Below are 12,307 nucleotides of genomic sequence, written 5' to 3' on the forward strand. Positions count from 1 at the left end.
ATTCTTGTATCCATCGTTACGAGAAAGTTTTGGAATTCCTATGCTTGAAGCTATGGGTTGCGGTGTTCCTGTAATTACATCAAACACCTCATCAATGCCAGAGGTTGCGGGAGATGCAGCACATATTATTGATCCGTTTAAACCTCAGGAAATTACACAAGCTATGCATAAAATTCTTGCTGATGCTGATTATTATAAAGAATTATGCACAAAAGGAATTGAACGTAACAAACTATTTTCTTGGAAAAATATGGCTATAGAATACCTAAAATTATATACCGAGGTTTATTTACAACATCAAAAAAACTGAATATGCTTAAAGGAAAAAATATAATTTGTATTTCGCAAACAACTTGGCACGGAGAGTTTACCAAATCTACCGTACAACTACTTTCATTATTAGCAAAAGATAATAATGTTGTTTTTATTGAATATCCTTTTACGGTTAAAGACGTTATTATGTCTGTTTTAGGAAAACAAAAAGCCCAAGTTTCTAGAATGTTTGGCATCAAAAAACGTCTTCAAGAAATTACAACAGATACTGGTTCTAAAGTAAACCATTTAGTAATGCCGCCGGTTTTACCAGTTGACTTTTTAAAAAACGAATTTTTATTTAAAACTTTCTTTGGAATAAACGCTGCTATTTATAAAAATCAGCTATTAAAAGTTATTAAAAAACTTCACATGAAAGACCCAATTATTGTAACCGCCTACAATCCAATGTACGGCTTACCAATGATTGGAAAATTAAATGAATTTTTAAATGTCTACTATTGTTACGATGGAATGGACACCAGAAGACATAGAACTAGAATATTTGAAATTGAAGAAAATTTTGCAAAAAAAGTAGATGGAATTATTACTACATCGGACTATTTAAATAGCGAAAAAAAGAAATTTAATTCTAATAGTTACGTAGTAAAAAATGGCGTAGATTTTAATTTGTTTAAACCATTTGCTAAAAAAGATATTTCACCAACAGCTGCAACAAAAAAAGTAGGTTACATAGGTACTTTAGATCAGCGTTTTGAAATTGATTTTGTTGAATATGCCGTTAAAGAATTACCTGAAATTCAATTTGAATTTACAGGTTACCTTATAAATCAACAAATTAAAGAGCGCTTATCTCCCTATAAAAATGTAGCATTTTATAACCCAATTAATGCGCATGATGTTCCTGAATTGTTAGCAAAATCGGATATAGGAATCATTCCATATAAAATGGATGAAGTAAATAAAAACATTTACCCATTAAAAATTAATGAATACTTAGCAGTTGGAGTTCCTGTAGTTATGACAGCCTTTGCAAATTTAACCGATTTTGAAGGCATTGTACAAGTTGCCAACACTAAAGAAGACTTTGTAAACCACATAAAACAAGAACTAAAACTAGATAATACTTCAAAAATAGCTGAACGCATAGCTTTTGCTGAAAAAAATTCATGGGAAGGCAGAGCCATTGAATTTGGAACTATTTTAGAAAAGTTTTGCGCTCAAAAAGAACAAATAAAATAACATTATAAATCAACCAACACCCCAAACAATATGCTTACATTAAAATATTTATTCTGGATACTTTTATTTATAATCTTCTATACTTATGTAGGTTATGGAATTTTATTATATATACTTGTTAAGTTAAAACGAATTTTTAAATGGGGCAAAAAACAGGAAATAAATTCTGCTTATGAACCTGATGTAACGCTTTTTATTGCTGCATACAACGAAAAGGATTATGTAGCTTCTAAAATGAAAAATTCACTAGAATTAGAATATCCAAAAGATAAATTAAAAATAGTTTGGGTAACTGATGGATCTGATGATGGAACACCTGAGTTATTGAAACAGTATAAAGAAGCTACCGTACATCATTTAGATGCCAGAAATGGAAAAATTGGTGCTATGAATAGAGGAATGGAATTTGTAAAAACTCCAATTATTGTATTTAGCGATGCCAATACTATGCTGGGAAAAGAATCTATTAGACGCATTGTTAATTTGTTCTCCATTCCTACTGTTGGATGTGTTTCTGGTGAAAAAAGAATTATTAATAAAGAAAGTGATGTAGCTTCTGGAGCCGGAGAAGGTTTGTATTGGAAGTATGAATCTACTTTAAAAAAATGGGATGCTGAACTTTATTCGGTAGTTGGAGCTGCAGGTGAATTATTTGCTATTAGAACAGAATTATACCGCCATGTTGAAAAGGATACGTTACTTGATGATTTTATTATTTCTTTAAGAGTTGCACAAGATGGCTATACCATTCAATACGATCCTGAAGCATATGCTATAGAAACTGCTTCAGCAAATGTAAAAGAAGAATTAAAACGAAAAATACGCATATCTGCAGGTGGAATTCAAAGTGTAGTTAGACTAAATTCTTTATTAAATATTTTTAAATATGGTACTCTATCATTTCAATATATTTCACATCGCGTGTTACGTTGGACTTTAACACCACTTTGTTTACTTATTTTAATACCAGTTTCATTTGCTTTAGCATGCAACGAAGGCATTTTTAATTTTGGATTGTATTCAACATTATTTTGGTTGCAAATACTGTTTTATATTGCCGCATTAACGGGCTGGTTTTTAGAAAACAGATCTACAAGAGTTAAAATTTTATTTGTTCCATATTACTTTTTTATTATGAATCTGTCGGTTGTATTAGGCTTTTTCAGATATATGAAAAATTCACAATCTGTAAATTGGGAAAGAGCTAAAAGGGCAAGTTAAATTAACATTAAAAAAGAAAAGCACATTATCAAAAAAAACCTAATCAGATTTAATAAAACTATTTTTGTAAACCCACTATGAAAAAAATAAAGTATCTAATACTAATTGGAATTTTATGTTTACTAATTGTAAGTATAACAATTTATACTGTTAGAAGGGCTTCTTATACTATTCAAACAAGTGGTAAATTGTATATTGTTAATAAACTTAGTAGTAGCGTTACTGTTTTTGATTTATTTCAAAGAAAACAACTTACGGAATTTCCTGTAGAATATATTCCGCATGAAATTACAAAAATAAAAAATCAACCTAAAGTTGTTATCACTAACTACGGCACAAATGATCTTTTAGGACATACTATTTCTGTTATAAACACCAATACAAATACAATAGAAAAAAATATTTCTTTAAATAAAAGCTTTGCTCCAAAAGGTATTATTAATTTACCAGAGCCAAATAAAGTAGCAGTAGCAACCAATGGTGGCAATAATTTATTAGTTATTGATATTGTATCTGGAACTATAGATAAAGACATTCCAACACAACAATATGTAAGCCACCTGTTAGTTCATCATCCAAACAAACCTTTGGCTTATGTTACAAACATTAACTCGGGTTCTGTTAGTGTTATTAATCTTGAGTTAAATAAAGTTGTAACCACTATTGCTTGTGGTTGGGGAACTGAAGGTATAGACATTACGCCAGACGGATCGGAGGTTTGGGTAACTAATAACAAATCCAATTCAATAAATATTATTAATACTATAACCAATAAAGTTATAGATACATTGGCTACAGGTAAAGAATCGTTAAGGCTAAAATTTTCTGTTGATGGGAAGTACTGTTTAGTTACAAATGCATTGGATGGCACAGTTTCAGTTTATAATACTATTACTAAAAAGCGAATAAAAACAATAAATTTACATGGCAAAGATAATTTTTTAGAACGCTTACTTTACCATACTCCACGACCCGTTGGTATACTAATGCATCCTAATGGATTATACGCGTTTATTGCGAACTCTAATGCTAATAAAATTGAAGTTATTAATATGAAAACATTTACAGTAGATAGTACAATTGGAACCGGAAATATTCCAGATGGATTAGCTTTTGTACAATAAATTAAAACAAACAATTATTAACACCTAAAAAGCTTTATAAAATTCTAAAAACGAAAAGAAATTCCAAAATATGGAAAACACCACATTCACACTATTTGCAAACCCCATAATTTCAGATACTTACACAACTGTATTATTTGGCATATTAGTTGAATTTACTATTTTAATATGAATTACAATAAAAAAAAATTATAACCTCATGAAAAACTTTAAGCAATCAATCTTATTTTTTGGTATCATTTTAATTACCACCATTTCTTGTGTGAAAGATGTTACTGAAATTAGTGAAACTGAAGAAAACACTAGTGAATTAGAAATTAACAATTTAAATATTCCAAGCGGTTTTGACTTTAGCACTCAACAAGAAGTGAAAATTACCATTAATGATGCTAAAAATTATGTAAAATATAGTGTTTATGCGTATTCTGATGAAAAATATTTCCAAGGAATGGAAACGTACCAAAACGAAGAAGGTGTAACAGTTACAGATTCTATTTTTAAATCTGACGTATTAAACAAATTACTTTTTACAGGTGTTGCTTATAATGGTAAATTAAGTCATACTATTAGTTTACCAGCATATTACAATCAGGTATATATTTTAAGAAATGACAATTTAAAATATTCATCTTCCATTCAAACTATTAGCAATAAACAAGTAAATTTTAGTTATGCTGCACGCGCTAGTAAATCATCAGCAACAATAGTAGATGACTATTTATATTGTGTAAATGGCTCAGCAGAATTGTTTCAAGTAAACCCATTATCTGGAGAATATACATACATATCCGATATGCCAATGGGGAGCTATACGTGCGCAATAGATCAAGCTAACAAATTATTATACTCAATTGGAAAAAGTAGCCCTTATCCTTTAATGAAATATGATATTGAAGCAAATACTTGGGAAACTGTAGGAAATGTAAAACAAGGTGGACCAAGATTGGAATACAACTATAGAGATGGATTGTTATATTTTTCAAATAATTCTATAATTTATACATACGATCCTTCTAATGGTAACACATTAGGTACTTGGGATATTATTGGTTTACATAAACAAAATGGTGGTGATTTAGCTTTTGCCGAAGATGGAACATTGTTTTTATGCTCTTTTTCTGGCTTATATAAATTGAAACTTGATTCTAATAACGATTACATAGCAACAAGAATTAGTGCCGACAACTTACCTTTTAGTCCAACTTCTATGACTTTTGATTCAAATCAAGAATTATGGCTTTCAAACAGTAGCAATAGCTCCGATTTAATTATTATGGATACACAAACTGGTGGCTGGGAATACAAATATGGAGTTAGCGCAAATAATAATACAAGTTTTGGTAGAACTATTAATGATTTAACAACTTTTAGAATTTATACTGAAACTGAGGAAAATATAGATTCTGATGGCGATGGAATTATAGATATTGATGATGAATATCCTGATGATGCTGAAAAAGCTTTTGAAATATTTACTCCAAGCAAATACGGATGGGGAACTATTGCCTTTGAAGATTTATGGCCATCAACCGGTGATTACGACTTTAATGATTTAGCTCTAAATTACAAAGTAATCGCAGTTTTAAATTCACAAAACATGGCAGTTCAATTAGATTTTATTTACAACGTTAAGGCCAACGGAGCAAGTTATACCAATGCATTTGGAATTGAAATAGAAAACCTTAAATCATCGCAAATTCAAAGCGTAACCGGGCTTAACTTAACACAAGGTTACATTAATTTAAACACAAATGGTACTGAAACTGGTCAGGATAATGCAGTGGTAATTTTCTTTGACAACTCTCATACCGTACTTGATAAAGAAACTACTGTTTCAATCAAATTTACGGAACCAATAAGTACTAGTACCCTAGGAACTGCTCCTTTTAATCCTTTTATGATTATTAATAAAATAAGAGAAAAAGAAGTGCATTTACCAAACGGACATACAACAACTTTAGGTGAAAAAAGTTTTGAAATAGACGGAATTAATAGAGACAAAGATGGAGACTATTTAACCGATAATGGTTTACCTTGGGCTATAAATATTGTACATGATTTTAAAGTTCCTAAAGAAAAAGTAAGTATAACTAATGCTTATAACTATTTTAGTATTTGGGCTACCTCAGGAGGTACAAATTATGAAGATTGGTATAAAGATAATCCAGGATATAGAAATGATGACAAAATAGACAATTAAATTAATGTAAATTTCGTTAACTTCATACAAAACTGATTTTTTGTTATACTATTCAAAAAATCAGTTTTGTTGTTAAATAAGTTAAAATATAAAAACACCCTGCTAAAATGAAGTTTACGCTTATAAAAGTTTTTTTAATTTTACTACTCGTTTCTTGTAATCAAGAAGTAAATAGCGCAGACATGCTTTTATACCAAGTAAACGGTAGAGTTATTGACAATTTTGGAGTTGGAATAAAAGGTGTTAAAATTAACTACAATACAAATCAATCTACTATTACAAATGCACAAGGTTACTGGGAAATTTCAAATTTATTCGAAGAAACTACAATAACCTCATCAGTAGCAGATTACACTTTTTTTCCTTCAGAAATTATAGTAAATAACACTGCTGATAATTTAATGTTTAAAGGATCAAGAATTCCAACTGAAAGCGAAGAACAAATTTTCAATTGGTTTAACAATCAACAATTACCTAACGGATTACTTGAAAGTGCGGAAAATTCGAATTACGTATCATTGTACGACAATGCTTTAGCTGCAATGGTATTTATGCTGAAAGATGATTTTGAAAGAGCTGAAAATATATTTGACTTTTTTAACGCTAGAATCACCACCGAATTAACAAATGGTGTAGGTGGATTTTCTCAAATTAGAAATAGCAACGGAATTCCTAATAACAGACGTTGGATGGGCGATAATGCTTGGTTACTTATAGCATTAAATAATTATAAAAACAGAACCGGATTTACCACCTACGATAACTTAGCTTTAGAACTTAGCAACTGGTTACAATCCTTACAAGATACAGATGGAGGCCTTTTTGCTGGATATTATCCCAGTAATAATTTAATAGACTTTAAAGTTACTGAAGGGAATATTGATGCTTTTAATGCTGTTGAAGGTTTTACAACATTCCATAGTGAATTGTTAAACTTCTTAAAAAATGACCGTTGGGATACATTGGATAAAAATTTAATTTCTTGGCCTACAAATCCACTATATATTAATGCTTTAGACTTACACTCATGGAGTTACAGCATATTTAAAAATTATCCAATTTCTGCACAAACAACCGCAGATCGTTTTTTAACAACTCAAGTAGCTACAAACGGATTAACAATAACAGGGTATTGTTTTGATGAAGATAAAGATACTGTTTGGTTAGAAGGCACAGGACAAATGGCACTTGCATTTGGTATTTCTGAAATGCAAAATGAAAAAAACTTTTATTTAAATGAAATGGATAAAGTTATAATTGAAAGTTCTCTCTATTCAAATTCAAAAGGTTTCCCTTATGCATCTAATCCTGGAACCTCGTATGGTTCAGATTTATTATGGACAACTGCAGATTCTGAAATTGCAATTTCTGGAGGTGCTTGGTATTTATTTGCCAAATACAATTTTAATCCTTTTGCCATTGGGCGTGAAAAAAATATTCCTGAAAACGAAATGTTTTGGATATATTAAATACTACTTATAAAAGAACACTAAGTTTAATAAAACAAACTACTGAAGTAAGTTATAAACTTATAATTTTATACATTTTAAAAAGTAATCGAAAAAAATTAACTGTGCTCTAAATTGATTTTATTAAGAAATTAAAAAAGTTTGCACAATTGAAAAACGTCTAACCTTTCTCAAATACATATAAAGGATTTACCTCTGAGCAAAACTGTTAAAAACCACAAAGTATTAAACATACTAATTTCCAAAAGCAGTTAAAACTAATTTTCTACCATTACCAAAATCTCTATGCTCACACAAATAAATTCCTTGCCAAATCCCCATATTCAACTTTCCATTTGAAATTGGAATTTGAATAGAACTTCCTAAAAGTGAAGCTTTAATATGTGCTGGCATATCATCTGGTCCTTCGTAGGTATGTATATAATACGGCATATTTTCCGGAACCATTTTATTAAAATGGCTTTCAAAATCGGTTCTAACACTGGTATCGGCGTTTTCATTGATGGTTAAACTTGCCGAAGTATGTTTTATAAAAACCTGTAATTGTCCTATTGAAATATCTTTTATTTCAGGAATAGCAGCAATAATTTCATTAGTAATTAAATGAAAACCCCTTTTTTTAGGAGAAATTTTTAGTTCCTGTTGATAAAATTTCATTTTACTAAATTTAACGTATGTTACTTACAATTTCATCAGCAATCGCCAAACAAGCAGTTGCTGCTGGTGATGGAGCATTTAACACATGAATATTATTATTGTGGTGAATAATTTTAAAATCGTCTACCATATTTCCATCAAAATCAATAGCTTGGGCTCTAACTCCAGATCTAGCAGTTTGCACATCATTTACTGTAATAGATGGCATCATTTTTTGCAATTCTTTTACAAATAAACGTTTAGAAAATGCTCTTTTATATTCATCAATTCCCTTACGCCAATGTTTGCCAAACAACTTCCAAGTTCCTTTAAAAGTTAGTGCTTCAAAAGTATCTTTTAAACTAAAACTTGTTCTGTTGTAACCTTCTCTTTTAAAGGTAAAAACCGCGTTAGGACCACATTCAATACTTCCATCTACCATTCTGGTAAAATGAACACCTAAAAAAGGAAATTTTGGATCTGGAACCGGATATACTAGGTTTTTAATTTTATGTGAAGCTGCCGGTGTTAATTCAAAATAATCGCCTCTAAAACCAACAATATGAATATCTAATTTTGCATTGTCTTTTTCAGCAATTCTATCAGATTGCAATCCTGTACAAAAAATAACCTTTGTAGCTTCAAAAGTATCTTTATTTGTTTTCAGTATAGTTCGATCTTCGGAAGAAATAATATCTTTAACTTCACAAGTACTAAACAAGTTACTTTCAGTATTTATAGTATTAATTTGTTGTACAAAAGCTTTACATACACCTACATAATCTATAATTCCAGCGGTTGGTACCCAAATTGCTCTAAGTCCTTCAATAAAAGGTTCTTTTACTTTTATTTCTTCGGATGATAAATATTGAATTCCCTCCGTTCCATTTTCAATACCTCGTTTAAAAATATTATCTAAAATTGGTAATTCTTCATTTTTAGTGGCAACAATTATTTTTCCACAAACATCAACTTTCACATTGTTCTTTCTTGCAAAATCAACCAACTGCTTCCCTCCTTTTTTAGAGTTTAATGCTTTATAAGATCCTGGTTTGTAATAAATTCCTGAATGGATAACGCCAGAATTTCTTCCCGTTTGATGCATTCCTACTCCGGTTTCTTTTTCTAAAACAGCAATAGATTTATTTGGATGTTTTAATTGAAGTTTATAGGCTGTTGCCAATCCAACAATTCCGCCTCCAACAACTATAAAATCAAATTTATTGAACATATTTTGTTTTTCCAACAAAGGTCAGTAAAACAAAAGAAATTAGAAAGAAAAATGCCAAAAACAAAACGCTCCATTGCATAGAACCAGTTATGGAAACTAGTAAACCAAATACAACCATACCAAAAACAATAGCAATTTTCTCAGTAACATCGTAAAAACTAAAATAAGTTGCGTGATCTTTAGTTTCTGGCAATAATTTAGAATACGTTGATCGTGAAAGTGTTTGAATTGCGCCCATAACTAAACCAATTAAAGCTCCAATTCCATAAAAATAATAATGCACACCTTCTTGTGATTTATCTAGCATAAAAGCTGCAACACAAATAAATGCCCAAATAAAAATAGTGATTTTTAGTGTTGATAAGTTACCTATTCTATCAGACAATCTTGAAAATGTAAAAGCGCCAAGTATACCAACAATTTGCACTAATAAAATAACAGCAATTAAATCTGAAGTTGGTAAACCTAACTCTTTACTACCAAAAATTCCTGCCATTAAAATAATAGTTTGAACACCAACACTATACATAAAAAATGATGATAAAAAGAATTTCAATTCTGAATAATTCCTTAATTCTAGGGCTACCACTTTTAGTTCATGTAAACCTTTCCAAATAAAATCTTTCTCAGGTTTTCTATTAAACACATTATTGGGTAATTTTCTGTAGGTTATTTGTGCAAATCCAAACCACCAAACACCAACAATTAAAAATGTTATTCTTGATGCTGTACCTGCATCTGGAATTCCAAATATTTCTGGTTTATTTATCATTACTAAACTTAATAATAATAAAATTATAGAACCCGTATACCCAAAAATAAATCCTTTTGCACTAACATCATCTTGCTGTTCTGGATAAGCAACTTCAGGTAAATATGCATTGTAAAAAACAATACTTCCCCAAAATCCAATACTTGCTAAAATTGTAAAAACAATACCTACCCAAAGCGTTTCTTCTCCTTTAAAAAAGAATAAACTCATTACAGATAACGAACCGAGTATACAAAATGCTTTTAAAAATTTTAATTTATTACCTGTATAATCTGCAATACCAGATAATATTGGCGACATAAATGCAACTATTAAAAAAGAAAATGCCAAGGTATAATCGTACAGCGTTGTTGGATTCCATTGCGTACCTAAAAAAGTAATTTTACCTTCAATAGTTGAAAATGATTCGGCCAAACTACTGTAATAAATAGGAAAAACTGCGGTACTAATTACTAAGGAATACACTGAATTCGCCCAATCGTAAAATGCCCAAGCATTAATTAATTTTTTATCTCCCTTTTGCAACATATATAAAATAAAAAACCGCTCTAATTTGTTTTAGAACGGCTTACAATATACTATAAAAATATTTTAAAGCTATTAACTTTTTGTTGGTGTTGTGTTATACTTTTTAGCCAACGAGATTGCGGTTGGTAAATAGGCTCTTAAATTTTGTATTCTTGTTTCGTTTGATGGGTGTGTACTTAAAAATTCAGGTGGCGCACTTCCACTTTCTGCTCTTTCACTCATTCGTATCCAAACATTTATTGCTTCTTCTGGATTGTAACCAGCCATAATCATAAAAACCATCCCTAATTTATCAGCTTCTGTTTCATGTGTTCTACTAAACGCTAATAAGCCAACTGAAGATGAAATACCAAATGCAGTATTCCACAATTCTTGAGCTTTTGGATCTTTATTTGCAGTTCCTAATGCAACTAAAACACTCCCTATTTGTTGTCCATATGCACTTGTCATACGTTCTTGACCGTGTTTTGCAAATGCGTGTGCTACTTCGTGTCCCATAACCGCAGCAATACCATCTGTATTATCACAAATTGGTAAAATACCAGTATAAAAAACAACTTTTCCGCCGGGCATACACCAAGCATTTACTGTTGAATCATCTATTAAATTAAATTCCCATCTATAACTATCTGCTTCAGCAACCATTCCGTTAGCTCTCATAAATTTATCAACAGCTTTTGATATATTTAATCCAACCGTTTGAATTTCATTGGTCATTTTTTTATCAGCAGAGATTTTATTTTCCTTTAAAAATCCTTCGTATTGAGCAAAACTTGCCGGTAAAACTTCTGCATCACTAACTATATTAATTCTTTTTCTTCCAGTAATTGGAACGGTACTACAACTTACAATAAACATCAGCACAAGTAATAGTGAAATAAATTTTTTCATTTTTCAGTTTTTTTTAATTTCTAGTTAATCTTTAAAAATACAAATTCTATATTTACAATCAAAATTAATAATTTAAATGAATAAAAAAGAATCTGATAAATTAAAACGAACAAATAACGTTCCAAAAATCCCGAAAGCTATTTTATATACAGGAAAGTTTTTACAGCTTTTCTCCTTAACTCTTGCTACCAAATTTGCAGTAAAAATATTTGGCACGCCTTTTAGATTTAAAACTCCTGAGCGAGAAAAAATTATGGCAAAAAGCGCTCAACAAGAGTTGATTTTAATACCGGAATTAAATAAGAACATAATGATGTATACTTACGGATATTCTAAAAGAAAGGTACTATTAGTTCATGGTTGGTCTGGTAGAGGAACCCAATTATATAAAATAGCTGATAAATTATTAGAAAATGGTTTTATGACCATTAGTTTTGACGCTCCTGCACACGGAAAATCATCGGGTAATTATACTATGATGACAGAATTTATTGCTACTGCAAAATATTTACAACAGCATTATGGCCCGTTTGAATTTGCTATTGGTCACTCTTTAGGTGGAATGACTGTTTTAAATAGTGTAAAACAATTTTTAGAAGTTAAAAAAATTGTTATTATTGGTGCTGGTGATATTATTACAGATATAATTGCTGATTTTATTCAAAAATTAGAACTCAGCCCTAAACTAATTGAAAAAATGAAATATTTTTTCTTAAAAAA

At 30.1% G+C, this 12,307-nt stretch carries 11 protein-coding genes; 7 read left to right on the forward strand and 4 right to left on the reverse strand.

Annotation, left to right across the window (positions count from 1 at the left end):
• The 6 genes from ABY298_RS11435 to ABY298_RS11460 form a co-directional block, all read left to right on the forward strand.
• Positions 1–310 (forward strand): glycosyltransferase (locus ABY298_RS11435; RefSeq protein WP_372746188.1); only part of this gene is annotated, 310 nt, incomplete at its 5' end.
• Between the two features lie 2 nt (positions 311–312).
• Positions 313–1,515, forward strand: coding sequence for a glycosyltransferase (locus ABY298_RS11440; RefSeq protein WP_372746189.1), 1,203 nt, complete (start codon positions 313–315; stop codon positions 1,513–1,515).
• Positions 1,516–1,545: 30 nt separating this feature from the next.
• Positions 1,546–2,736, forward strand: a complete 1,191-nt coding sequence (locus ABY298_RS11445; protein WP_372746190.1) for a glycosyltransferase family 2 protein — start codon at positions 1,546–1,548, stop codon at positions 2,734–2,736.
• A 77-nt stretch (positions 2,737–2,813) separates the two neighbouring features.
• Positions 2,814–3,860: a hypothetical protein gene (locus ABY298_RS11450; protein WP_372746191.1), complete on the forward strand. Its 1,047-nt coding sequence runs from the start codon at positions 2,814–2,816 to the stop codon at positions 3,858–3,860.
• A gap of 199 nt (positions 3,861–4,059) precedes the next feature.
• Positions 4,060–6,060 (forward strand): LruC domain-containing protein, encoded by a 2,001-nt coding sequence (locus ABY298_RS11455; RefSeq protein ID WP_372746192.1) that lies wholly within the window; start codon positions 4,060–4,062, stop codon positions 6,058–6,060.
• 107 nt (positions 6,061–6,167) lie between these two features.
• Positions 6,168–7,529 carry a hypothetical protein gene (locus ABY298_RS11460; protein WP_372746193.1) on the forward strand — a complete coding sequence of 454 codons (1,362 nt, stop codon included), beginning with the start codon at positions 6,168–6,170 and terminating at the stop codon, positions 7,527–7,529.
• A 234-nt stretch (positions 7,530–7,763) separates the two neighbouring features.
• On the opposite strand, the gene ABY298_RS11465 is transcribed toward ABY298_RS11460, so the two are convergent.
• The 4 genes from ABY298_RS11465 to ABY298_RS11480 form a co-directional block, all read right to left on the reverse strand.
• Positions 7,764–8,186 (reverse strand): secondary thiamine-phosphate synthase enzyme YjbQ, encoded by a 423-nt coding sequence (locus ABY298_RS11465; RefSeq protein WP_372746194.1) that lies wholly within the window; start codon positions 8,184–8,186, stop codon positions 7,764–7,766.
• Between the two features lie 10 nt (positions 8,187–8,196).
• The gene (gene lhgO / locus ABY298_RS11470; protein ID WP_372746195.1) at positions 8,197–9,396 is read right to left on the reverse strand and encodes an L-2-hydroxyglutarate oxidase; all 1,200 of its coding nucleotides are present in this window, start codon (positions 9,394–9,396) and stop codon (positions 8,197–8,199) included.
• Positions 9,386–10,696: an MFS transporter gene (locus ABY298_RS11475; RefSeq protein ID WP_372746196.1), complete on the reverse strand. Its 1,311-nt coding sequence runs from the start codon at positions 10,694–10,696 to the stop codon at positions 9,386–9,388. The genes lhgO and ABY298_RS11475 overlap by 11 nt, the downstream gene beginning before the upstream one ends.
• 72 nt (positions 10,697–10,768) lie before the next feature.
• Positions 10,769–11,587 (reverse strand): M48 family metallopeptidase, encoded by an 819-nt coding sequence (locus tag ABY298_RS11480; RefSeq protein WP_372746197.1) that lies wholly within the window; start codon positions 11,585–11,587, stop codon positions 10,769–10,771.
• A 76-nt stretch (positions 11,588–11,663) separates the two neighbouring features.
• Between ABY298_RS11480 and ABY298_RS11485 the strand changes: the two genes are divergently transcribed.
• Positions 11,664–12,307, forward strand: a 644-nt coding sequence (locus ABY298_RS11485) for an alpha/beta hydrolase (protein ID WP_372746198.1), incomplete at its 3' end; no start/stop codon positions are given.

It is taken from the genome of Lutibacter sp. (assembly GCF_041596795.1).
GTDB lineage: Bacteria > Bacteroidota > Bacteroidia > Flavobacteriales > Flavobacteriaceae > Lutibacter.

What these genes read in the sequence shown, in the direction of transcription:
- ABY298_RS11440 (WP_372746189.1), top strand. Translation starts at nt 313, where the DNA reads ATGCTTAAAGGAAAAAATATAATTTGTATTTCGCAAACAACTTGGCAC.
- ABY298_RS11445 (WP_372746190.1), top strand. Translation starts at nt 1,546, where the DNA reads ATGCTTACATTAAAATATTTATTCTGGATACTTTTATTTATAATCTTC.
- ABY298_RS11450 (WP_372746191.1), top strand. Translation starts at nt 2,814, where the DNA reads ATGAAAAAAATAAAGTATCTAATACTAATTGGAATTTTATGTTTACTA.
- ABY298_RS11455 (WP_372746192.1), top strand. Translation starts at nt 4,060, where the DNA reads ATGAAAAACTTTAAGCAATCAATCTTATTTTTTGGTATCATTTTAATT.
- ABY298_RS11460 (WP_372746193.1), top strand. Translation starts at nt 6,168, where the DNA reads ATGAAGTTTACGCTTATAAAAGTTTTTTTAATTTTACTACTCGTTTCT.
- ABY298_RS11465 (WP_372746194.1), bottom strand. Translation starts at nt 8,186, where the DNA reads ATGAAATTTTATCAACAGGAACTAAAAATTTCTCCTAAAAAAAGGGGT.
- lhgO (WP_372746195.1), bottom strand. Translation starts at nt 9,396, where the DNA reads ATGTTCAATAAATTTGATTTTATAGTTGTTGGAGGCGGAATTGTTGGA.
- ABY298_RS11475 (WP_372746196.1), bottom strand. Translation starts at nt 10,696, where the DNA reads ATGTTGCAAAAGGGAGATAAAAAATTAATTAATGCTTGGGCATTTTAC.
- ABY298_RS11480 (WP_372746197.1), bottom strand. Translation starts at nt 11,587, where the DNA reads ATGAAAAAATTTATTTCACTATTACTTGTGCTGATGTTTATTGTAAGT.